Annotated in this window: 17 protein-coding genes; 11 read left to right on the forward strand and 6 right to left on the reverse strand. The window is 68.5% G+C overall.

The window, feature by feature from the left end:
- Positions 1–9 precede the first annotated feature (9 nt).
- On the forward strand, positions 10–348 hold the full coding sequence (locus IF12_RS0104180) for a hypothetical protein (protein WP_030154895.1): 339 nt from the start codon (positions 10–12) through the stop codon (positions 346–348).
- A 10-nt stretch (positions 349–358) separates the two neighbouring features.
- Here IF12_RS0104180 and IF12_RS25465 read toward each other — a convergent pair whose 3' ends face one another.
- From IF12_RS25465 to IF12_RS0104195, 3 genes are all read right to left on the reverse strand, one after another.
- On the reverse strand, positions 359–1,210 hold the full coding sequence (locus tag IF12_RS25465; RefSeq protein WP_030154898.1) for a phosphotransferase family protein: 852 nt from the start codon (positions 1,208–1,210) through the stop codon (positions 359–361).
- Between the two features lie 10 nt (positions 1,211–1,220).
- Positions 1,221–1,688, reverse strand: a complete 468-nt coding sequence (locus IF12_RS24695) for a DUF4132 domain-containing protein (protein ID WP_081913140.1) — start codon at positions 1,686–1,688, stop codon at positions 1,221–1,223.
- A gap of 223 nt (positions 1,689–1,911) precedes the next feature.
- Positions 1,912–2,787, reverse strand: a complete 876-nt coding sequence (locus tag IF12_RS0104195; RefSeq protein ID WP_030154900.1) for an NAD(P)H-binding protein — start codon at positions 2,785–2,787, stop codon at positions 1,912–1,914.
- An 87-nt stretch (positions 2,788–2,874) separates the two neighbouring features.
- Between IF12_RS0104195 and IF12_RS0104200 the strand changes: the two genes are divergently transcribed.
- Both IF12_RS0104200 and IF12_RS0104205 read left to right on the forward strand, forming a co-directional pair.
- Positions 2,875–3,474, forward strand: coding sequence for a TetR/AcrR family transcriptional regulator (locus IF12_RS0104200; protein ID WP_035748276.1), 600 nt, complete (start codon positions 2,875–2,877; stop codon positions 3,472–3,474).
- 156 nt (positions 3,475–3,630) lie between these two features.
- A complete protein-coding gene (locus IF12_RS0104205; protein WP_081913143.1) occupies positions 3,631–5,526 on the forward strand; it encodes a glycoside hydrolase family 3 protein in 1,896 nt (631 codons plus the stop codon).
- Between the two features lie 41 nt (positions 5,527–5,567).
- On the opposite strand, the gene IF12_RS26870 is transcribed toward IF12_RS0104205, so the two are convergent.
- Positions 5,568–5,690 (reverse strand): hypothetical protein, encoded by a 123-nt coding sequence (locus tag IF12_RS26870; RefSeq protein WP_255343530.1) that lies wholly within the window; start codon positions 5,688–5,690, stop codon positions 5,568–5,570.
- Complete coding sequence (locus tag IF12_RS0104215; RefSeq protein WP_030154908.1) at positions 5,687–6,334, reverse strand: cellulose binding domain-containing protein; 648 nt, start codon at positions 6,332–6,334, stop codon at positions 5,687–5,689. Before IF12_RS0104215 ends, IF12_RS26870 begins: the two co-directional genes overlap by 4 nt.
- Positions 6,335–6,596: 262 nt before the next feature.
- Here IF12_RS0104215 and IF12_RS0104220 point away from each other — a divergent pair, with 262 nt between their 5' ends.
- The 8 genes from IF12_RS0104220 to IF12_RS0104255 all read left to right on the forward strand — a co-directional run bounded on the left by IF12_RS0104220 (position 6,597) and on the right by IF12_RS0104255 (position 19,765).
- Positions 6,597–8,888, forward strand: a complete 2,292-nt coding sequence (locus IF12_RS0104220) for an FdhF/YdeP family oxidoreductase (protein WP_030154910.1) — start codon at positions 6,597–6,599, stop codon at positions 8,886–8,888.
- Positions 8,889–8,969: 81 nt separating this feature from the next.
- The gene (gene fdhD, locus IF12_RS0104225; RefSeq protein WP_030154912.1) at positions 8,970–9,788 is read left to right on the forward strand and encodes a formate dehydrogenase accessory sulfurtransferase FdhD; all 819 of its coding nucleotides are present in this window, start codon (positions 8,970–8,972) and stop codon (positions 9,786–9,788) included.
- A 79-nt stretch (positions 9,789–9,867) separates the two neighbouring features.
- Positions 9,868–10,416 carry a hypothetical protein gene (locus tag IF12_RS25470; protein WP_133884258.1) on the forward strand — a complete coding sequence of 183 codons (549 nt, stop codon included), beginning with the start codon at positions 9,868–9,870 and terminating at the stop codon, positions 10,414–10,416.
- 387 nt (positions 10,417–10,803) lie between these two features.
- Complete coding sequence (locus IF12_RS23735; protein WP_051703941.1) at positions 10,804–11,427, forward strand: hypothetical protein; 624 nt, start codon at positions 10,804–10,806, stop codon at positions 11,425–11,427.
- Positions 11,424–14,843, forward strand: coding sequence for an ATP-binding protein (locus IF12_RS23740; protein WP_051703942.1), 3,420 nt, complete (start codon positions 11,424–11,426; stop codon positions 14,841–14,843). Before IF12_RS23735 ends, IF12_RS23740 begins: the two co-directional genes overlap by 4 nt.
- Positions 14,840–16,558, forward strand: coding sequence for an AIPR family protein (locus IF12_RS0104245; RefSeq protein WP_051703943.1), 1,719 nt, complete (start codon positions 14,840–14,842; stop codon positions 16,556–16,558). The genes IF12_RS23740 and IF12_RS0104245 overlap by 4 nt, the downstream gene beginning before the upstream one ends.
- A 164-nt stretch (positions 16,559–16,722) precedes the next feature.
- Positions 16,723–18,423, forward strand: a complete 1,701-nt coding sequence (locus tag IF12_RS0104250) for a DUF6055 domain-containing protein (RefSeq protein WP_030154920.1) — start codon at positions 16,723–16,725, stop codon at positions 18,421–18,423.
- Positions 18,424–18,550: 127 nt separating this feature from the next.
- Entirely contained in the window at positions 18,551–19,765 is a 1,215-nt protein-coding gene (locus IF12_RS0104255; RefSeq protein ID WP_051703944.1) for an exonuclease domain-containing protein, read from the forward strand.
- Between the two features lie 137 nt (positions 19,766–19,902).
- On the opposite strand, the gene IF12_RS22650 is transcribed toward IF12_RS0104255, so the two are convergent.
- Positions 19,903–22,584, reverse strand: coding sequence for a S8 family serine peptidase (locus IF12_RS22650; protein ID WP_051703945.1), 2,682 nt, complete (start codon positions 22,582–22,584; stop codon positions 19,903–19,905).
- Positions 22,585–22,774 lie beyond the last annotated feature (190 nt).

A 22,774-nucleotide genomic window follows, 5' to 3' on the forward strand; every position in this document is an offset into this window, starting at 1 on the left:
GGAGGAGCCGTGCGCTTCCTGAAACTCGCCTCGAACCGGCTCGACCGGAGCGACGGCGACCCGTTCGTATGGCCCTACTGGGTCGACGTGAGCGTCACAGGGCCCGAACCGAAGGTCGCCCTCGCCGAAGGCGTGGCCCACGGCTCGGCCGGCGGGGTCTTCACCGTCGCCGCCGCACTCGAGGCCGGCAGCCGCAAGCACCTCGAACGCGCCGAAGGCGAATGGCTGGTGCCGTACCTGGAACGCCTGCAAGCCGGCGAGACCGTGACCGAACAGGAACTCGTCGAGGCCTTCACCGCAAGGCACGGACGCGAACCCGAGACCTACGACTGGGAACTCCGGACCTGAGCCCCGACGTTCAATCGGCCTCGGCCAGCACATCGGCGATCATCCTGTGGCCCTGCGCCTCGAAGCCCCGATCCCCGATCTTGTGCGCCCAGCACGCCGTGCCGATCGCGGACCGGACGCGCTGGCGGAACCAGGCCCCGGGCTCGCGAGGGTCCGCGCCGTAACCGGACACGAACGCCTCCTCCGCACCCGGGTACGTGCGGAACTCCTGAACCGCCAAGCGCTCAAGGTCCTCGGCCGCCGGTCGCAGCGCCGCACGCCCCAAGTCGATGACCCGCAGCACCCCGTCGTCCATGAGCCAGTTCCGACCCTGCCAGTCCCCGTGCGTCGGAACGCAAACCGCGGCGGCCGCAGGCCAGCGCCGCACCAGGCCCCGCAGCGCCTCGGCCGCGTCCGGCGCGATCCGATGGGGTCCGTCCAACCACGCCAACGCCTTGGCGTTCATCTGCGCCTCGAAGTCCGGCTCCTCGAACGCCGCTTGCGCGTGGAAGACCCGGAGCAGCTCACCGGCCTGCACATAGGTGTCCATGTCCGCCGCCGCCGCGGTTCCCTGGACCAGCGCCCCCGGCAGGTACTCGGTCACCAGGATCTTCGCTTCGACGTCGGCGTGGAGCATCCTGGCGGCCCGGCCGCGCCGCACCCACGGCCCGGTCCACTCCCGGTGCGCACGGATCTCCCGCGCGATGTGCGTGTCCGAGGCGCCGCCCGCCTTGACGACGACGACCTGGTCGTTCACCCTCGTCTGTAGGACCGTGGTCTCGACCAGCCTCCAACTCAGATCGGCCTCGACCACGACGCCTGGCAGCCAGGCATCCACCAACTCGCGCTGGCGAAGGGAGAGCGCATCGAAAGGCCGGTTCATCGAGGCAATCCTAGTGAGCGCGGGAGCGCCCGCATCCTGATTTCGTCTGCGCCCGAGCGATCTTGGCTATCGCGCCCAGTGCCTCTGACACTGCGACCGGATCGATCGCGGTGTCCGGCTTCGGCAACGCGACCCGCCAGGCGGCGATCTCGTCCTCGGTGAGGGCGGACACCGGCCGCGTGAGCTGCTCGAACAATTGCAGGATCTCGTAGTCGGCGAGCACCTTGGCCCACGCTTCGACCTCGGCTCCGAGCGTGACGGGGTGCGCGAGGCGGACCGAGGTGTCGTCAGCCGATCCGAACGGCTCGTCATCGTGGTCGGCGAACGTCCGGTCCTCGGCGAGCCGGACACGGCGGCATGGGCGCTCGTTCCGGGCCGGCGCAGACCGAACCGGTACGCGACCTCGTCGGGTCGACCGGAGCCCGGTCCATACGCCACCTTCCGGCGGGCGTCGAACGCCTCCAGCTCCACCAGCCATGCCGAGCGGCCGGTCTCGACCGTCTCGGGTGCCACCAGGACCGCCGGTCCGTCGAGTGGGGACACCCGCGCCCCGCGTTCTCCGGTGACGAACGCCCAAATAACGTTGAAGCCGAGATGCCAATACTGCTCCACGGCCGAGCGGAGCGTCCTGAACCGGTGCCCGAGCGGGGGAGTCGACCACTGCGCCACCCTCGCACCTCCCGGCAACGCCGGCCAAGCGGTTACGCCTGCGGAAACGCTTCGGGGTTCGCCGCCATGAACGCCTCGAAGCTGCGCGGAGCGTTTCCGGTGATGCGTTCGACCACGTCGGTCACCTCGCTGTACGAGCCTCCACCGATCGACGCGTACAACGACGCCAACTCGTCGGCGAGTTCCCCCGCGAGCCCGAAGCCGCGGAGCAGTTCGCCGAGGCCGCGCTCCGACATGCCGTTGAACCCGATCCGTTCCTCCGTCCCGGCGCTGAGCTTCGCGGCGACCTCGCTGTAGGCGATCGCTTCCGGGCCCGTGATCGGGAGCGTCTCGTTTCGGGCCAGATTCCCGGTGAGCAGCGTCGCCGCGCAGGCGGCGACGTCGTAGGCGTCGATGAAGGCCACGGGCGCATCGCCCTCATGGCCCACGAGGTTCCCCTCCCCGTCTCTGAGACTCGCCGTAGGGCTCAGGAAGTTCTGCATGAAGCCCCCCGGCTGGAGGATCGTCCATTCCAGACCGGACTCCTTGAGGTGCGCTTCGATCGCGCCATGCCCGCCTTCGGACATGCGGCCGCCGATGCGCGCGTGGAGGACCGAGAGCTTGACGACGTAGCCCGCCCCGGCGCGCTTCGCCGCGTCGATCACGTTCTTCTCCCACCGGATCATCGGCTGCTCGCCGTTCTCGGTCTCGGCCTGCGCGCCGGGGGAGGCGAGGTAGACGCGGTCCACGCCCTCCATCGCCGCGGCGAGCGAGCCCGGGTCGTCGTAGTCGCCCACGGCGTAGTCGACGCCGAGCGCCTCTCCCTTCGCCTTGTCGCGAACCAGGGCCCTGAACTCGGCCCCGCACTCGACCAGTTGGCGTACAAGGTATCTGCCGGTGGAGCCGGTCGCTCCGGTCACGAGGATCATGTCGCCTCCAGGATAAGTGGAAGATAATCTTCCGGTTGTAGACGACGATAACCTAAGCGGAAGCGAATCGTCCAGTACCATCGAGGGATGACCGCACCCGCCGCGACGCCCCGGCTGCGCGCCGACGCCCGACGCAACCGCGCCCGCATCGTCGCCGGGGCCGCCGCGCTCATCGGCGAACGCGGCCCCGACGTGCCGATGGAGGACATCGCCCAGCACGCGGGCGTCGGCGTCGGCACCCTCTACCGCCGCTTCCCCGACCGGCACAGCCTCATCCGCGAGGTCGCCGCCGAGATGTTCCGCGACGCGAGCCGCGCCGCGACCGAAGCCCTCGCCGCCTCGCCGACCGGCTGGGAAGCCCTGGTCCGACTCGTGCGCCACTGCGCCGACCCCGGCCTCGGCGCGCTCTCGGGCGCCCTGCGCCCCTGGCTCGCCGAGCACCGTGACCGCGACGAGGAACTGCGGGCCCTCACCGCCGCCTGGCTCGAAGGCTTCGAAGCTGCCGTCCACAAAGCACAATCCGAAGGCGCGATGCGCACCGACATCGACGGCGCGGACCTCCTGCGCTGCATCAGCCTCCTCACCTGCCGGATGCCCGAGCTGCCCGAGGACCGCAACCGCGAAGCCGCCCAGCGCTACCTCGACATCCTCATCGACGGCCTGCGCGCGAGCCCCGCGACGCGCTGAGCGGGCGAGACCCCAAACCATCCCGAACCATCCGCGAGAATCACTCCTGAAACACCTTGAAGAGCGCTCCCACGATGGACTTCACGCGACCGGTCCGTTACTGTGTACCCAGGTTGGGGCCGTACCCGTCCGTTCATCCCTCAAGGAGCGAACCCCATGGGCGCAAGCCTGCCCGCATTCGTCCGCCGCCCGGAGATTCTGTGGTCGGCGCTGGCCGTGGCGATCGCCGCCGCCGTCGTCACCGTGTTCCTCGTCGTCCCCGGCAACTCCGCGGACGCGCAGGTCTACCGCGATCCCGAGGCGCCGATCGCCGAACGCGTCGAAGACCTCGTCGGCCGCATGACGATCGAGGAGAAGGTCGGCCAGATGACCCAGGCCGTCGTCGGCGCGGTCGACGCGTACCCCGGCGACATCACCGACCTCGGCATCGGCTCGCTCCTCAGCGGCGGCTCCGACGCCCTCCACGACACGCCCGAGGCGTGGGCCGAGATGATCGACGGCTACCAGCGGGACGCCCTCGACACGCGCCTGGGCATCCCGCTCGTCTACGGGATCGACGCCGTCCACGGCAACACCGCGCTCCCCGGCGCGGTGGTCTTCCCGCACAACATCGGCCTCGGCGCCGCCCACGATCCCGAACTCGCCGGTCGCGCCGCCGCGATCACCGCCGAGGAGACCCGCGTGGCCGGCGTCCACTGGAACTTCGCGCCGTGCGTGTGCGTCGCGCGCGACAGCCGCTGGGGCCGCACGTACGAGTCCTACGGCGAGGACCCGGGACTCGCGGTCGAGTACGCCCCCTCGGTCGTCCAGGGCTACCAGGGCGACGACCTGACCGCGAACACGAGCGTCCTCGCCACCGCCAAGCACTACGTCGGCGACGGCGGCACCGAGTACGGCACTTCGACCACTGAGGACTACCTCCTTGACCAGGGCGTCGTCACCCTCACCGAAGCCGAGCTCCGCTCGATCCACCTGGCGCCCTTCCGGACCGCCGTGGACGCCGGGGTCGGCTCGGTCATGGTCTCGTTCTCCTCGGTCGACCTCGGCTACGGCCCGTTGAAGACCCACGGCGACGAGTACCTCATCTCCGGAGTCCTCAAGGGAGAACTGGGCTTCGACGGGTTCGTGGTCTCCGACTGGCAAGGCGTGGACCAGATCAGCGAGGACTACGCCGAATCGGTCCGCACCGCGATCAACGCGGGGATCGACATGGTCATGGTGCCCTTCGAATACCGCACCTTCATCTCCACGCTCCTGGCCGAGGTCGAGGCCGGTCGGGTGAGCGAGAGCCGCATCGACGACGCCGTCTCGCGCATCCTCACCCAGAAGTTCGCCCTCGGCCTGTTCGAGCAGCCTTACGCCGACACGAGCGGGGCCGCCGACGTCGGCTCTGACGAGCACCGCGCCGTCGCCCGCGAAGCCGCCGCCGCCTCCCAAGTCCTGCTGCGCAACGAGGACGACCTCCTGCCGCTCGCCGGCGACGAGTCGATCTACGTGGCCGGCTCCGGCGCCGACTCCCTCGGACGCCAGCTCGGCGGCTGGTCGGGCTCCTGGCAGGGCTCCGTCGAGGCGGTCAACGAGGGCACGAGCATCCTCGCCGGCCTCGAACAGGTCGCCCCCGGCGCCGCGATCACCTACAGCGAGGACGCCTCCGAGCCGATCGGCGACGCCGACGTCGGGATCGTCGTCGTCGCCGAAGACCCCTACGCCGAAGGCCTCGGCGACGCCGGAGCGGGCGAGCACGACATGCTCGTGTCCGATGAGGACGCTGCGGCGATCGAGGCGGTCTGCGGCGAGATCGACTGCGTCGTCATCGTCGTCTCCGGCAGGCCCATCGAGATCGAACCGCACCTCGACGACGTGGACGCCCTCGTCGCGGCCTGGCTTCCCGGCTCCGAAGGCGCCGGCGTGGCCGACCCGCTCTTCGGCGAGACGCCTTACGACGGCAGGCTTCCGGTGAGCTGGCCCCGGCTCGTCGACGACGAGCCGCTGAACGTCGGCGACGACGGCTACGACCCGCTGTACCCGCTCGGATACGGCCTCCAGACCTGACCGCGCGCCTCGGCCGGGCACCGCCCGGCCGAGGCCGCGCCTCAGGCGTCGATCCAGCGGAACCGGGCCTGCCCGTCCTCGACGTGCAGCGGGAACTCCGCGATCGCCCGGTCCTGGTGGCGCAGGGTCCAGACCCAGCTCATGCAGCCCGCTTCGAGCCTCATCTTCCGGTCGAACAGGTCACCGAGGACGGCAGTTCGAAGCCGCGGCGCACCTCGCCTTGGAACCCGACGACGGTGTTCTCGCCCGGTTCGAGCCGGCCGTTCCAGCTCTCGTTGGCGTACCAGTCGCCGCGGCGTTCCCGCATGCCCCAGTAGTGCCCGATGTCGAGGTCGTCGATGTCGAGATCGATCTCCCACGAGTCGATCGCGACGTTCCCGGTGTTGACGATGTCCACCGTCACGCCGATCGACCGGTTCCACTCCTGATTGAGCGTCAACGTCACCGAGCACGCGACGGTGGCGGCCTCCTCGACCGCTCCGGTCGTGCTCGCCGGGGGAGAGGCGCTCGTGGTCGTCTCGGCGGGCGCCTCGGTGGTCGGCTCCGGCGAGGACTCGGGGGTCGGCACGGGCGCGGAATCGGCGGACGCGGCCGGGCCGTACGTGCTGGAGGGGCTCTCCTCCTCCGCGGACTGCCACGCGGTGTCGGGGCCCTCGATCGTGCCCACCGGTTCGCGCTCGGGGTCGTCGCCGAAGACCCCGAACTGCCACAGGGCGAGCAGGGCGACCACCGCTGAGAACATCCCGAGGCCTTGGAGCAGGCGGCCGTGGAGGCGACCGCCTTCGGTCGGACTGTGGTGCCGTCCCATCCCCACCACCTTCCATTGAGGACAAATGAGCGGAATCGCACTGGAGGGATGCAGCCGTTCCGCACCGGTCAGCCTACCTGGACCGGGCCCCCGCAGTGGTCCGCGCTGATTCGCCCCGATACCCGGTGAACTGGGATTTCAGCCCGACCTCGTGCCGTTTCGTCGCGTATCGCCGCCCCGGTCCCGCCTTGCGCTTCGAACCCATGCGCCCGGCTCGCTCCGGTCGCGGCCACCGTGGCGCTCAGCGGCCTAGACTGTGCCGATGAGCAAGGCACCGCAGCACGACCCCGCCCAGGACGCGCCGGAGGTCCGCCGGCCGAAGCACCAGGCCGCCGGCGTTCCCGCCGTGGTGAACTCGCTCCGCGTCGTCGGCGAGCAGGCCGGGTTGCGGCGCGGACTGCCCCTGCTGCGCGAGGTCAACCAGACCGGCGGCTTCGACTGCCCCGGCTGCGCCTGGCCCGAACCCGGCCACCGCCACCCCGCCGAGTTCTGCGAGAACGGCGCGAAGGCCGTCGCCGAGGAGGCCACCCGGCGCACCGTGGGCCGCGAGTTCTTCACCGCGCACCCCGTCGCCGACCTCGCCGACAAGTCCGGGTACTGGCTCGGCCAGCAGGGCCGCCTCACCGAGCCCATGTACCTCGCCGAAGGCGCGACGCACTACGTCCCCGTGCCCTGGGACGAGGCCTTCAACCTCATCGCGACCGAGCTCGCCGCCCTGGACGACCCGAACGGCGCCGCCTTCTACACCTCCGGGCGGACCGGCAACGAGGCCGCGTTCCTCTACCAGCTCTTCGCCCGCAGGCTCGGCACGAACAACCTCCCGGACTGCTCCAACATGTGCCACGAGTCCTCCGGTTCGGCCCTCGCCGAGACCATCGGGATCGGCAAGGGCAGCGTCACCCTCGACGACCTCTACCAGGCCGACCTCATCATCGTCGCCGGCCAGAACCCCGGCACGAACCATCCCCGGATGCTCACGGCCCTCGAGAAGGCCAAGCGCGCCGGGGCGCGGATCGCCACCGTCAACCCGCTTCCCGAAGCCGGGATGCAGCGGTTCAAGAACCCGCAGTCGGTCCGCGGCCTCGCCCGCGGCACCGACCTGACGGACCTCTTCCTCCAGATCAAGGTCGGCGGCGACCTCGCCCTCTTCAGCGCCCTCAACCGGATGCTGTTGCGCGCGAACGCGATCGACCGCGAGTTCATCGAGCAGTACACCCATGGTTTCGAGTCCTTCGCCGCCCACCACGCCGAAGGCGACGACGAAGCCACAATGGAGGATGTCGCCCGCCGCACCGGCCTTGTCGCCGAAGACATCGAGCGCCTCTTCGCGATGGTCCTCGAAGCGGACAAGATCGTCGTCTGCTGGGCCATGGGCCTGACCCAGCACCGGCACGCGGTGCCGACCATCCGCGAGATCGTCGCCTTCCTGCTCCTGCGCGGCAACATCGGCCGCCCCGGCGCGGGCGTGTGCCCGGTGCGGGGCCACTCGAACGTCCAGGGCGACCGCACCATGGGCATCTGGGAACGCGTGCCCGACCGCTTCCTCGACGCGCTCGGCGAGGAGTTCGACTTCGAGCCCCCGCGCGAACACGGCCTCGACACCGTCGACACGATCCGGGCGATGCGCGACGGGCTCGTGAAGGTCTTCTTCGCCATGGGCGGCAACTTCGTCGCCGCCACCCCGGACACGGAAGTCACCGAGGACGCGATGCGCCGCTGCCGCCTCACCGTGCACGTCTCTACGAAGCTCAACCGCTCCCATGTGGTCACCGGCGCTCGCGCATTGATCCTTCCTGCCTTGGGCCGCACCGACATCGACGCACCCGCTGGCATCGAGCAGTTCGTGACCGTCGAGGACTCGATGGGCATCGTCCACGCCTCCCGCGGCCGCGTCGCGCCCTTGAGCCCCCACATGCGTTCCGAAGTGGCCATCGTGGCCGGACTCGCCCGCGCCGTCCTCGGCGAAGGCGACACGGTCCCTTGGGAAGACCTCGCCGCGGACTACGACCGCATCCGCGACCGCATCGAACGCGTCGTGCCCGGTTTCACCGACTACAACGCCCGCGCCCGCCTCCCCGGCGGCTTCACGCTCCCGCACGCGCCCCGCGACGAACGCGTGTTCCCCACGGCCACAGGCAGAGCCAACTTCACCGTCAACCCGGTGACCTCGCCTGAGGCCGGTCCGGGCCGCCTGCTGCTGCAAACGATCCGCAGCCACGACCAGTTCAACACCACGATCTACGGGCTCGACGACCGCTACCGGGGCATCCACCAGGGCCGCCGCGTCGTCCTCGTCAATCCCTATGACGCGGACGAGCTCGGCCTCGCAGACGGCGCGTACTGCGACCTCGTGAGCGAATGGGCCGACGGAGACCGGCGCGCGCCGCACTTCAAGATCGTCCACTACCCGACCGCCCGCGGCTGCGCCGCCGCGTACTACCCCGAGACGAACGTGCTGGTCCCGCTCGACTCGGTGGCGGAGACCAGCAACACCCCGACCTCGAAGTCCATCGTCGTCCGCTTCGAACCGGACACCGCGCCGACCGGCCCGTGACGTTCGACCCCGGGCCTTGCGGCCCGGTCCGCGCCGAGCTATGCAGGCAGGAAGACCTCCGAGAAGGGAACCCGAAGTCCCATGGGCCGCGTCACCGTCCGCCGCAAGACCACGCGCATCGCCGCCGGCAACCGCACCGAGCGCGTCGACACGCTCGCCGTCGAAGAGCCGCTCGAACTGCGGCTCGGCGGCGAATCGCTCCAGGTCACCATGCGCACCCCGGGGGACGACTTCGACCTCGCCACGGGCTTCCTCCTCGCCGAGGGCGCTATCACCAAGGCGAGCGACGTGCTGAACATGCGTTACTGCGCGGGCGTGGACGCCAGCGGCGAGCAGACGTACAACCTCCTCGACCTCACGCTGGCCCCGGGCATCGAGATCCCGAAGGCCGCCAAGCGGAACTTCACCGTCTCCTCGGCCTGCGGCGTGTGCGGCAAGGACAGCCTCGAAGAGGTCCGCACCAAATCGACCTGGGACCTCACCGAGGACGAGACGGCCTTCGACGCCGACCTCCTCGCCACCCTGCCGGATCGGCTGCGCAAGACGCAGAAGGTCTTCGACAAGACCGGCGGCCTCCACGCGGCGGGCCTGTTCACCGCCGCAGGCGAACTCATCGTCGCCAAAGAGGACGTGGGCCGCCACAACGCGGTCGACAAAGTGATCGGCCACGCCCTGCGGGAAGGCCTGGTCCCGTTGCGCGGCACTGTACTCGTGGTCTCCAGCCGGGCCTCGTTCGAACTCGTCCAGAAAGCGGTGATGGCCGGCGTTCCCGCGCTCGCCTCGGTATCGGCGGCCTCCTCCCTCGCCGCCAACCTCGCCGACGAATCGGGCCTCACCCTCGCCGGCTTCGTCCGGGGCGACACGATGAACGTCTACGCCCACCCCGACCGCATCGTCTGAGAAACCCGCGGCGTGTCGCCCGCGTTATTACCGATCGGTAACTAGTCTCTCCGTCAGGACGAACCTGAACGGGGGCATCATGAGCGACCGATCGAAGCCGCAGCGCCGAACCCGAGTGCTGCTGGACGAATCCGAAATCCAGCGCCGCCTGGCGCGACCCAGAAAACCCACGCTCGCAGAGCGCTACGCAACCGAAAGCCAACGCACCCGCCAGAACCGCTCCTTCGGAATTGAGCGAACCCGACCCGATCAGGCTTCGAACGCTCTGCGCTTCGCCGAGACGATCTGGTTGACCCGCCCGATCCTCCACGCCAGAGGCTGGACCGACACCGCCATCAGCGACTTCCTCCCGCAACCCGAACGCCACCGCAAAGTCCCACGCCGCCGAGGCCAGGCCCGAGTCCCACAGTGGAGCGCCGGCACAGTGGCCCGAGCCGAGGCGACCGCCGCATGGCGGCACTGGCTCAAGGATTCCCTGAAGCGGAGGAACCTGACCGAGGAAGACCTGGACGCGATGGCGAGAGGAGACGCCTTCCGCCATCGAATCCTAGAAGCAGAAGCGGCGATAACCGCCTACCAGAACAACCGCGCGTCAAACCCCGATCCACCACGACAACGAAGAACATGACCCCAACCTGAGCGCGAGACCCCGGCCCCGCCGGAAGACAGGGCCGAGGTCTCGCGCCCTCCATCGGTCGGCGGCTGATGCGCAAATGAAGTCAGTAGTTCCATAAGTGCACCTGAATTGCGATCTGGTTCCAAGGACCCTGAATAATCTATGCAAAATTTGCAATCCTAAAAGTACTGTCACGATCACAATGCAGACCATGTGTCATGGTTGGTGCCACCGATCCCTATGGTGTTGCTGCAACCGAAAGTTGATCTTGGTGAGCACAGTCGACGGACCCGCGGGTGCGCTTGCCGACGCAGATTTGAGGGCTGACAGACTCTGCACGAAGCGGTATCGTGCCGATAGCGCTCCTGTCTCCCTCCGCGTCTTGAAATGGAATCCCTCATGTCCGACATTGAGTTCAAGGTCCCCGAATTCAACCTGTTGCTGGCACTGGTGCACTTGCGTGGCTCAGGTACCACCGCTGTTTTCCGGGAGGCCTTCGGCTTCGAGAAGGTCGAGACTTCGGCGCAGAAGGCGCTCCTCGCCAAAGAGCTGATCGTCATCGACAAGGGCGTCCGCCCGTACGTCTACGAACTCACCGACGCCGGCTGGCTGACCGCGCGCCAACTGCTGTCGGAGACCGCCCCGGCGGGCGTCAGCTCCCGCACCGCCCGCATTCTCTGGGCTGTGATCGGCGACTTCTCGAACCACATGCAGCGGACCAACACCGAACTCGCCGACATCTACCCCGCCCGCCTGGAGCCGACCACCGCCGAGCGGATCGTCGAGGCCTACGGCGAACTCGTCGAGGACTCCGGAGACTGGCTGCCGCTGCGATCCCTCCGGGACCACCTCGCCTCCACTGACAGGGACGAGCTCGACAAGGTGCTCACCGAACTCCACGCGGAGAAGGCGGTCCTGCTCATTCCCGAGTCGAACCAGAAGACCCTCACCGAAGCGGACCGAGAGGCGGCGATCTGGCTCGGCGGAGAATACCGCCACCTCATCGGAATCGAGGTGCGATGAGCGACGCACTCGAAGCACTGCGGAGGGCTCCGAGCGACTTCGCGGTCACCCCCGATGACATCTGGGACGAGAACGCCCGCCCGCACGTGCCGGGCATCAATGAGGCCGCCATGCGTGCGGTCGAGGCCCAGATCGACCTTGCCGAACGCAGTCCGAGGTCCAGCGTCTACGGTCTGCCGCTCCTCGGCGAAGGCGGGCGCGGCAAGAGCCACCTCCTCGGCCAGGCACGCGTACATGTGCAATCGCGAGGCGGCTTCTTCGTGCGGCTCAATCTCCTCCACCTCGACCAGTTCTGGTCGAACCTCGCGGGCAGTTTCATCTACGCGCTCAACAGAGAGCACCAGCTCGCTCCGAGCGGTTTGGCACACTTGCTGGAATCGCTCGCGGTGCGCGCCAAGGTTCCGGCCGAGGTCCGCCAGCGAATCCTCGTCGATCGCCGTCCCGATGCCGACGCCACTAGCCGGTTCATCGCGGCAGTTCGTGAACTCGACCCTTCGATGGCGGGTACCCGCAAGACGCTGCGCGCGCTGATCGACCTGCACTCGCAAGAGGAGGAGATATCGGAGCGGGGAGAGGACTTCTTCGCATACAGGTCCGAGGAATCCAAGTCGACTCCCGAGGTGTCGCATGGGAACCGGAAGCCTCCGAAAGAGGTCGTGCGTGACCTCTCGCAGCTCATGGCGCTATGCGGGGCCACCGTGATCGCGGTGGACCAGGTGGATGACATCGTGCGCGCGTCGAACTCCAGCACCTCCGAAAAGCATCGCCATGGCGCCGGACAACTGCTCGAGCTGCTGGGCGTCAGCCTCGTGGACGTGCGTGACGAAACCCGCCGGAGCACGGTGATCCTCGCCTGTCTCGAGAACACCTGGATGGAGTTCTCGAACCTCGCCACCGCCACCATCGCACAGCGTTTCGAGAAGCCGGTGCGTTTGGACGACACGCTGCCGAGCAAAGAGATCGCCGCCGCGCTCCTCGCCGCAGTGCTGAAACCGGTCTACGATGCCGCGTCCTTCACTCCGCCCTACCAGAGCTATCCGTTTCGGCTCTCCTGCCTTGCCGACGCAGTCCACTTCAGCCCGCGCAAACTGCTGCTCGACGCTGGAATCCACCTGCGCAACTGTGTGGCCGCCGGAGTCATCACCGAACCGGAGAACCTGGGCTCGAATCCCACGGAACCCGAACCGGTGCAGCGGAAGCTTGAAACTGCTCCGAGTCGCACGGCTCCAGACGACCTCGACAGGAAGTTCGACCAGTACCGTGCCGAAGCGGACCTGGACGAGGACGGCCCGCACGATCCCGAGTACCACCGGCTGCGCCCCTATCTGATCGCCGGTCTGCGGGCCTATCGAGCCGAGACCGGCCGCGCTCCCGATGTGTTCGAGGTGATGCCGTCTGCGGGGGAGAAGCAGAGCTTCCACGTCGAGGCTCGGGACCGAGGCGGCGATCGGACGCAACGCTGGGTCTTCAGGGCGATCGCGAACACCCAGGGCACTGCGGTGCGCAATCGCGTTCGCGCTCTGTACGAGTGGGCGAAGCTCGGTGAGGACAACCCGGTCGAGGAGGACCATGGGGTCCTCTGGGTGGCCGCGCCTTGGTCGAAATGGCGCAAGTGGTCACCGGGAACCCAGGTGTGGAACTGGGTCGAGAAGTTCGAGGGCGAGGGGATCGTGGTGGTCGCCTCTGAAGAAGACCTTCGCGTCTTCGCCGCACTGCACCGCATGGAATCCGAGCGCGTCCCCGGATACGAGGACTGGCTCCGCAAGACTCGTCCGGCATCGCGGACCAACCTCCTCCAAGCCGTCTTCGGCGCACCGCACTCGGACCCTGCGGCGACCGTCGCTCCGGAGCCGACCGACCCGTCCGAACCCACCGACCCTCTTCCCGGCACCGTGCGCCCGACCGACGACTCCGGCGCTGAACCGAAGTTCATGGACTTCCCACTTTCCACCGCAACCGCCACCGCGTCGGCCAAAGGCGGAACCCTGAACGTCGGCGCGCTCGGAAGCGGAGCCACCAGCAGTGTCGGCTCGATCGGCGAAGCGGGCAACGGGCAGGTCGTCATCGACCAGGCCACCGACGGCCATATTCTGCATGCCAACCCCATCGAAGACCTCGTTCTCGACTACCCCGCAGTCGAGGACCATGCGTCCACCGCTCTTTCGCCGCCGGCTGAAAGTTCGGTTCCGATCGCGAGCGGCCTCGACGGCACGCCCGTCCACTCCGACCTCGCGGCGCTCGCCAACCACACCGGGGTCTTCGCCGGTTCGGGCTCGGGCAAGACCGTGCTTCTTCGTCGCATCATCGAAACGGCGGCGCTCCAAGGGGTCTCGTCCATCGTGCTCGACCCGAACAACGATCTGTCCCGTCTCGGCGAGCGCTGGCCCTACGGCTCCGACAAGTGGCTCGACGGGGACTCCGAAGCCGCGAGCGCGTACTTCGACAACGTCGAAGTCGTGGTCTGGACCCCCGGTCGCAGCAGCGGCCGCCCGCTGTCTTTCCAGCCGCTGCCCGATTTCTCGGCGGTGACGGGCGATCACGACGAGTTCGGCATCGCGGTGCGCACGGCGGTCGATTCGCTTGCGCCTCGGGCCGGCATCAAGGCCGCGCCCAAGGACGTCCACGCGCGAGCAGTGCTGGTGGAGGCCCTGTCCTTCTATGCCAGAGACGGCAGTTCCGATTTCCCCGCATTCCTCGACTTCCTGGAAGAGCTTCCCGACCTGGCCAGTTCGATTCCGAACGCGCAGGACATCGCCGCGAAAATCGCCTCGACACTCCGCGCGGTCAAGGTCATCGACCCGGTGTTCGCAGGCCAGGGCGAAACCCTCGACCCGGGCGTTCTACTGACCCCCTCCCCAGGGAGGCGAGCGCGCATCTCGGTGGTCAACTTCATCGGTCTGCCCTCCGACGAGCAGCGGCACGGCTTCATCAACCAGCTCGAACTGGCCCTGTTCTCCTGGGTCAAGCGCAATCCGGCCGTTGGGCGGCCGCTCTCGGGCCTCCTGGTGCTGGACGAGGCGCAGTCGATCGCTCCCTCGATCGGTTCGACCGTCTGCCGCGACTCGACCTTGGCGCTGGCATCCCAGGCGCGCAAGTACGGATTGGGAATGCTCTTCGCCACCCAGGCTCCCAAGGGCATCCACAACCAGATCGTGAACAACTGCGGCACGCACTGGTACGGGCGGATCAACTCGCCCACTCAGATCGCCGCCGCGAACGAGGTCGCGCAGAACAAGAGCGGGACCCCAGTCGATTTCGCCCATCTCGACAGGGGCGAGTTCTACCTCGCGGCGAACGGCCGGGCGACCCAGCGCGTGAACGTCCCGATGTGCCTCTCGCACCATCCGCCCACCGCGCCGACAGCCGAGGAGATCCTGGCGGCCGTTCGGCGGTCCGCCGAGGAGCCTGTGGCTTGAACGAGATCATCAAGGAGCGCCTGACCGCGTTCCGTGCCGACCAGGAGCTGCTCGACCTTGACGATGCCAAGCTGTTCGAGGCTTTTGCGGCCCACTGCGTGCTGCACCAGTTCCACGAGGAGAGCTTCGAGCCGGACCTGCACCGCACTGGAGGCGGCAACGACCTCGGCGTGGACGCCTGGGGCATCGTCATCAACGGCGACCTCTACCACGACCTCGACGGCGTCAAGCACGCCGTGGGGCAGTGCCGTGAGATGAACGTGGTCGTGATCGTGGTGCAGGCCAAGATGAGTCCGTCGTCCGAAGGCAAGGTCGTCGCCGATCTCGCCGACAACCTGCGGCACATCTGCGCTCGGCCGCCGATCGCGTACACGGCCTCGCCGGAGGTGGTCGAGCTTCACGACGCGCTGGGCGTGCTCTACGACAACCAGCGGCTCATGACCGAGCAGAGCCCGCGCCTGGAAGTGCGCTACGTCCACTGCGGCGCTCAGGCGAACGCCGACATGCTCGAGAAGTGCCGTTCGGCGGAGTCCGCTGTGGACGAACTCGGCCGCTTCCAGTCGATCCGCTTCGAGTCGATCGGCTGGCGGGAGCTCGACCGGCTCTACAAGCTCACCCTCCGCAAGGTCAAAGCGGTCTTCGAGTGGCCCAACCACACCGCGATCCCCGCGATGGCGGGCGTGAAGCAGTCGTTCATGGGCACGATCCCGGCATCCGTGTTCGTCGAGCAGGTGCTGGTGGACGACGGCGGCAGCATCCGCAAGTTCCTGTTCGAGGACAACCTCCGGGAGTTCCTCGGCCAGTCCAACGAGGTCAACGACGGCATCGCGCAGTCGCTCGCCGACAAGGTCAAGCGGCGGCGCTTCGCGGTGCTGAACAACGGCATCACCGTGATCGCGCGGAGCTTCGGCATGACCGGCGACGAGTGCCACATGAGCGACTTCCAGATCGTCAACGGCTGTCAGACCGGGCATGTGCTCTTCGAGAACCGGGACAAACTCACCGACGACGTCCACGTGAAGCTCACGGTGATCGAGCCGGAGGACGAGAGCATCGCCGAGGCCATCACGGTCGCGACCAACCGGCAGACCGAGATCGCCCCCGAGGCCCTGCGCGCGGACCAGCAGATCCACCGCGACATCGAGGAGTACTTCCTCACCCGCAAGAAACCGCACGACCTCTACTACGAGCGCCGCAGCGGCCAGTACGACGCGCGGACGGTCACGATGACCCGCGTGATCAAGCAGAACCACCTGGTCCAGGCCTACGCTTCGGTCTTCCGCGGGCACGTCCACGAGGCCTCCCGCACCGCGAAGCTCCAGCGCGACAAGAGCCTCCGCATCTTCCACCCCGAAAGCCACCCGGTCGCCTACTACACGGCCGCTTCCATTTGGTACCAAGTGGATTGGCTCCTGCGCAACAACCGGCTCGACCGCAAGTGGAAGCCGGCGCGGTTCATGTTCATGGCGGCCGTGGTGCGCCGCTTCGCAGGCGGCGCGCGGCTGCCGCAGAGCCCCAAGGACGCGAAGAAGCACTGCAACGACCTCTTGCTGCGCATCTGGAACCGCGACGAGGTCGAGCGGCTGGTCTCTCTCATGGTCCCGCATCTGGAGCGGCTGATCGAGGCCGAGACCTCGAAGCAGCGATTGAACGACCTGGCCAGGACCCGGGGCTTCACCGACCGCTTCCTTGAGGCCGTCACGGACGTGTCGTAGTTCGGATTCTGGGGTTGAAATGACCGATTTCGGTGGTCTGATTTGCTTGTGCTCTCGGTTTCCGGCGCGCTTTAATATTTACGTATGTGAATATTAATGGCGGTCGTGGACTCGTTGCGGGCCGCCGGCGCGCCGATGGCGGTGCGCCCGAGCGAAGGAGCAGCATGGAAGTCACGCGCAGCCGTAAGAGGCGGCTCGGGGCGGTAGGGCTGGCGGCCGGGGCGGTCGTGGCCGCCTCCGTCACCGTGGTGGCGGCGAACCCGGCATCCGCCGCCGCCTGCGACGCCGTCGAGTACGCGATCACCGCCCAGTGGGGCACCGGGCACAACGCCGCGGTGTCCATTCAGGCCGGTTCCGAGCCGCTCGACGGCTGGACCGTCGAGTTCGACCTCCCGACCGGGTCCACCGTCCAGAACGCCTGGAACGTCGACTACTCCCAGACCGGAGCGCACTTCACCGGCAGCGACGTCGGCTGGAACGCCCAGATCAGCTCCGGTGAGACCCGGGAGCTGTTCGGCCTCACCGTCACCGGAGCCGACGCGGCGCCGACCGGATTCAAGGTCAACGGCCAGACCTGCGGCGACTCGAGCGTCCCGACCGACACCCCGACCGTCGAACCCACGGACGAGCCCACCGGCGGGCCCGAGCAGCAGAAGGAGACCCGCACTCCCAGGTTCCTCACCGAAGCCGGGGCCGAGACCCGCAACTACGTCGAGTCCGAGAACTTCACCGTCCGCTGGGGCGACGCGATCGACGCCGTCGCCTGGGGCCAGCAGCGCGGCTACGACAACTATCCGCAGTGGGTCGCCGAGCACATGGAGGAGATCTACGACTTCTACGTCGACGAAGTGGGCTTCGTCGACCCCGCCGACCACGCCACCGGCTCGCAGTACCGGATCAACCTCTACCTCTGCGGCACCTGGTCGAACGACTTCCTGCCGCCCGCGAACTGGGCCGGGCCCGACGACATCGGCGTCGGCCACATCTGCATGCCCTACGACAAGATCTGGGACCAGTGGGTCGAGGCCCACGAGTTCAGCCACATCCTCCAGTCGTACGCGGTCGATATCAACATCGCCGACGGCCACGGCGGCGGTTGGGGCGCAGGAAACCCCGTCTCCGGCCCCGTGTGGGAGGCCCACGCCAACTACATGGCCCGCATGATCCGCCCCGAAGTCACCGTCGGCTCCGGCTACTACGTCGACCGCCAGCACTACCGCTGGCTCTCCCAGGAGACCTACTACGGCGACTGGATGCTGTTCAACACGATCCGCGAGAACTACGGCGCCGACGTGATCGACCGGTTCTGGTACGAGGCCGAGCAGGGCGAGCACCCGATCGACACCATCAAACGCGTCCTCGGCCTGAGCCAGACCGAATTCGCCGACCTGATCGGCGACTACGCCTCACGCCAGGTCGCCTACGACTTCGACGACGGCGAGGCCATCCGCAGCGACCTGTGGCGCTCCAGTACCTACAGCCCGCTGCACACCGACCCGCTCCAGAGCCTCGGCGACGACCGGTACCGCATCGCCGACTCGGACGCGCCGCACCAGTACGGCCACAACATCATCCAACTCGACCCGACCGGCGAGGTCAGCATCTCGCTGACGGGCCAGTCGAACCTGAGCGGCGCGGACTGGCGATTCCGCCTCGTCGCCGTGTCGAGCGACTTCACCGCCCGGTACAGCCCGCTCTACGCACCGGGTGAGACGGCCGACTTCAGCCTCCAGGGCGGCGAGACGCACCTGATGCTCGTGGTCGCCGCGACCCCGTCCCAGCACCGCAACTATCCGATGTGGGAAGTCGGCGTCGGCGACCCGTTCCCGTACGACCTCACCATCACCGGCGCCACACCCTCCTGACGCCGCTATCGGCCGGTGGGACCGCGCGAGCCGTCCCACCGGCCCGCGACTCCCGCCCGTTCAGGGGAGCCGCACCACCGCCGCAGCCGCTACATTGAGTCCTCTGTAGATGACCAATGGAGGTCCTATGTACGCGGTCCTTGACGTGGAGACGACCGGCCTGATGAACAAGGACCGGGTCGTGGAGATAGCGATCGCCCACGTCGACGGGGACGGCCGCGTCACCGACCGCTGGGAGACGCTGGTCAACCCGATGCGCGACCTCGGACCCCAAGAGCTGCACGGCATTCGCGCGGCCGACGCCCGCAAGGCACCCGTGTTCGAGGAGATCGCCGGGGACGTGGTCGCACGGCTCAGCGGCCGAATCCCGGTCGCGCACAACCTCTCGTTCGACGACCGGCTGCTCTTCCACGAGTACCTGCGACTCGGGCACGACCTGCCCCGCCTCTCGGACTTCGGGGTCTGCACCATGCAGTGGGCCGAGTTCTTCCTGCCGGGATCGGGCCGCAGCCTCCGCGACTGCTGCCTCGCGGCCGGCATCGACAACGCCCGCCCGCACGCCGCGATGTCCGACGTCCTGGTCACCGCCGAACTGCTCGCCCTGTACCTCAACAGCATGGGCCCGGACCCGATGTGGGACGACCGCTCCGCCATGGCCCGCACTCTCGACTGGCCCCGCCTGCCCGAGGCCCGCGCCGTCCCGGTCCGCCGAGGCACCGGAGCGGCCGACGACACCGACTTCCTTGCGCGCCTGGTCGACAGCGTCCCGCGCGTGCCCGACCCGCCGCAGGCCGACACCTATCTGGCCCTGCTCGACCGGGCCCTGCTGGACCGGTACGTCTCCGCCACCGAAGCCGACGCCCTTGTCGAACTGGCAGGGCAACTCGGGATCGGCCGATCGACCGCGATCGACCTGCACCGCGGCTACCTCCGCGCCCTCGCGTCAGCGGCCCTGGCCGACGGCGTGGTCACCGACGACGAACGGCACGACCTCGAACGCGTCGCCGCGCTCCTGTCGCTGCCAGAGGGGGAGGTCGACGAGGCCCTACGCGCGGCAGCCAGCGGCACCCGGATCGAACGCCGAGGCTTCCAACTGAGACGAGGCGACATCGTGGTCCTCACCGGGGCCTTCGCCGAGTCCAAGTCGTTCTGGGCGGACCGCCTCGAAGCGGCCGGACTGAAGGTCGCCCCGAACGTCACCAAGAAGACGAGACTGGTCGTCGCCGCCGACCCGGATTCGATGTCCGGCAAGGCATCGAAGGCCCGCCAGTACCGCATCCCGGTCATCGGCCCCGAATCCGTGGACTCGGTCCTGGCCAGAATGGCCCCGGCCGCGGGCTGACCGATTCCCCGAGCTTCCCGTTTCGCCGGTGGTCGCGACGACCAGTGGCCCAGGGCCTTCGCAGGCATCCTCGGAGAGGACGAGACGGGCCCGGCGATTCGCTCGCCGGGCCCGTCACTTGTCATAGGCACGAGGGCTTAACGCACCTGCGCCAATTCCGGCTCCACGACCTCCAACCCGCTCGGGGCGAAAGAGGCCGCAGACTGCTCGCCGAGTACGAAGTCCGCCTCGATCACGGCGCCGACGACGAGGTCGACCTCAGCCGTGGCGGACCCGGACTCGTGCACCACGTCGAACTGCGTCAATCCCGATCCGGGTGCGAAGGTCCAGTAGCGACCGTCCGCATTCGATATTCCGAAGTGTCCTGAAATCGTGTGCGTGACCACCGCCCCCTCGACCGGCGCGCCGGTCTGGTCGGTCACGGTGCCCCGCACCAGAGCTCCCGCGATCGGGGCGCAGTCGGCCACGCCTCCCACGAGGACGTCGTCGATCTGCCACCAGTACCCCGACCGGTAGGCGTGGTAGTAGTTGAACTTGAGCTGGGCCTCCTGCGCCCCGGCCCACTCGGTCAGATCGATCGTCACCGTGGTCTCGCGCACCGAGTCCTCTGCCGCCCAGGCCTCTTCCCAGGTCTGCCCGCCGTCGACGCTGATCGACACGGCCGCCCGCGAGAACGGCGCGAACATGAAGAAGTCGGTCGCGAAGGTCAGCATCGGTTCCGGGGCGCTCGACAGGTCGAACACCGGTGAGACGAGGTCGGTGTCCATGGTGCCGCCGCCCGGCGGCCGGGCGAGTGCGAAACCGCCCGTACCCGGGGTGAGGTTCCCGATGTGGGTGGGGTCGTCGAACTGCCACGGCTCGGGCCCGCGGTTGACCACGGTCCAGCCCACCGGCGCGGTCACGGACTCGAATCCGGTGCCCAGCGGGTCGAAGGCGTAGCCGGGAGCGGTGCAGCTGCCGGCGATCGGCACCTCGATGAGCAGGTCGGGCCCGTCCGCGACGACGTTGACGGTCTGGTACCCGCCGTATTCGGCCCTGACCACCAGCTCCACGCCTCCGGTCGGCAACGTCAGTTCGAACTCCCCGGTGAACGGGTCGGTCGACGTGGACACTTCGCCGCCCACCGAAGCGACTGTCGCCGCCAAGGGCCAGCCCTGACCGGAGCCGTCCACGACGGTCCCGGTGACCACAGTGGTCGGCAGCGGTGTCAGGACCGCGTCGAACTCCGCCGTCTCGTCGGGCTCCACGGTCACCGTCCCGGTGCCGGCCTGGTACCCGAACTTCGTGACGGTCGCCGAGTGCGGCCCGGCGAGCGCGAACGACACGGTGTAGGTGCCGTCGGCCCCCGTGGTGGCACGGCGGTCGAACGCTCCTTCGAAGACCAGCGTCGCGCCTTCCAGCGGCGCGCCGTCGGGATCGGTGACGGTGCCGGTGATGGAACCGGAGTCGCCGTCCGGGAGCGCCTGGACGGCCGCGAGCGCGTCGATGCGTCCGTACCCGTGCACGTAGTTCGCCTCCTCGGTACCACCGCACCGGTCGTCCACTGTGTCGCGGGCCGAGCCTGTCAGCATCTCGTAGACCAGGTCGAAGTCGCCGCGGAGGTCGGGTTCGGCCTCCAGCATCAGCGCGATGGTGCCCGCCACGTGCGGTGCGGCCATGGAGGTGCCGCTCTGGGTGCCGTAGGCGTTGCCGGGCATGGAGGAGCGGATGCCGGAGCCGGGTGCGGACACGTCGGGCTTCACCCGCCCGTCGAGGCCGGGACCCCGCGACGAGAAGCTCGCGATCGTGCCGCTGGAGTCATAGGCGCCCACGGCGATCACCTTCTCGTAGGACCCGGGCGAGTTGATGGACTCGCACACCGGTCCGCTGTTGCCCGCGGCGAACACGGGGATGATCCCCGCGGCGTACCAGAGGTCCACGATGTCCTGGTAGTACGGGTCGTTCGCCGATTCCCTGCCCCAGGAGTTGTTGACGATGTCGGGCGCCTTCGACGGGTCGGGGTCGCCGCCCTCCCAGTCGGTCGGCGCGACGATCCACTGCCCGGCGAGCAGCACCGAGTCCATACTGGAGCCGTAGTAGTTGACGGCGATCCACTCGGCGCCGGGTGCGACGCCGATCTGGTTGCCCGCGCCGTCGTCCCCGACCATGGTGCCCACGGTGTGGGTGCCGTGGTTGGTGCGGTCGCAGGGCGCTGTGCCGCAACCGCCCTCGACGTCGTAGAAGTTGTAGTCGTGGGTGAAGGTGCCGTCCCCGTTGTTGCCGCGGTACTGCTCCACGAGCGCGGGATGGTCGTATTGGACGCCGGAGTCGATGCTGGCGATGACGACGCCTTCGCCGGTGACGCCGAGCTCGTCCCAGACCTCGGGCGCGTTGATGTCATCGGTGCCCCAGCCGGTGACGGCGGGCGCGAACTCGGACTCGACCGGTTCGACGGGTTCGACCTCGGGAGCATCGACGACCGCGGCGACCTCCTCGAAGGCGGTGACGGTCTCGAGCAGGTCGAGCCCGCCGGTCACCTTCACTGTCGATGAGGCCCAGTAGGTCTCGTAGACGACGCCCGCTTGGTCGAGGGCGGCGGTGAGGCCGGCCTGGGAGGTCTCGGCGTACGCCTTCGCCGCCTCGACGGCGGCGGCTCCCTTGTCGGCCTTGGCCTCGGCGTTGATGGCGGCCGAGTAGTCCGGGCCGCCGTGGAACTGGACCCAGAGTTCGGCTTCGCCTTCGGCGCGGATCTCGGCCAGCAGGTCGGGGTCGGTCTTCTGTGCCGTGAGCGCTGTGATGTCGGCTTCGGTCTGCGCCCCTGCGGGTGCGGCAACGGACAAGGCCGCTGCTAGCGCTCCCACGATAGAGACGGCGAGTACCCGACGCCATCGTTGTGTAGGTGACAAGACGGCTCCTTGCTAGAAGTGGCGGCGCCGAGGGTGATCGACGCCGATCGCGGTGGTGCAAATCGTTTCGGTCCCTTTGCTCCCACCTTGACAGCACATCGCCGAAGGCCGAAATGGACATAAC

Source organism: Glycomyces sp. NRRL B-16210 (assembly GCF_000719515.1).
Taxonomy (GTDB): domain Bacteria; phylum Actinomycetota; class Actinomycetes; order Mycobacteriales; family Micromonosporaceae; genus Glycomyces.

What these genes read in the sequence shown, in the direction of transcription:
- IF12_RS0104200 (WP_035748276.1), top strand. Translation starts at nt 2,875, where the DNA reads ATGACCGCACCCGCCGCGACGCCCCGGCTGCGCGCCGACGCCCGACGC.
- IF12_RS0104255 (WP_051703944.1), top strand. Translation starts at nt 18,551, where the DNA reads ATGTACGCGGTCCTTGACGTGGAGACGACCGGCCTGATGAACAAGGAC.
- IF12_RS0104250 (WP_030154920.1), top strand. Translation starts at nt 16,723, where the DNA reads ATGGAAGTCACGCGCAGCCGTAAGAGGCGGCTCGGGGCGGTAGGGCTG.
- IF12_RS0104205 (WP_081913143.1), top strand. Translation starts at nt 3,631, where the DNA reads ATGGGCGCAAGCCTGCCCGCATTCGTCCGCCGCCCGGAGATTCTGTGG.
- IF12_RS26870 (WP_255343530.1), bottom strand. Translation starts at nt 5,690, where the DNA reads ATGAGGCTCGAAGCGGGCTGCATGAGCTGGGTCTGGACCCTGCGCCAC.
- IF12_RS0104215 (WP_030154908.1), bottom strand. Translation starts at nt 6,334, where the DNA reads ATGGGACGGCACCACAGTCCGACCGAAGGCGGTCGCCTCCACGGCCGC.
- fdhD (WP_030154912.1), top strand. Translation starts at nt 8,970, where the DNA reads ATGGGCCGCGTCACCGTCCGCCGCAAGACCACGCGCATCGCCGCCGGC.
- IF12_RS25470 (WP_133884258.1), top strand. Translation starts at nt 9,868, where the DNA reads ATGAGCGACCGATCGAAGCCGCAGCGCCGAACCCGAGTGCTGCTGGAC.
- IF12_RS0104220 (WP_030154910.1), top strand. Translation starts at nt 6,597, where the DNA reads ATGAGCAAGGCACCGCAGCACGACCCCGCCCAGGACGCGCCGGAGGTC.
- IF12_RS0104195 (WP_030154900.1), bottom strand. Translation starts at nt 2,787, where the DNA reads ATGATCCTCGTGACCGGAGCGACCGGCTCCACCGGCAGATACCTTGTA.
- IF12_RS23735 (WP_051703941.1), top strand. Translation starts at nt 10,804, where the DNA reads ATGTCCGACATTGAGTTCAAGGTCCCCGAATTCAACCTGTTGCTGGCA.
- IF12_RS25465 (WP_030154898.1), bottom strand. Translation starts at nt 1,210, where the DNA reads ATGAACCGGCCTTTCGATGCGCTCTCCCTTCGCCAGCGCGAGTTGGTG.
- IF12_RS23740 (WP_051703942.1), top strand. Translation starts at nt 11,424, where the DNA reads ATGAGCGACGCACTCGAAGCACTGCGGAGGGCTCCGAGCGACTTCGCG.
- IF12_RS24695 (WP_081913140.1), bottom strand. Translation starts at nt 1,688, where the DNA reads ATGGCTGGTGGAGCTGGAGGCGTTCGACGCCCGCCGGAAGGTGGCGTA.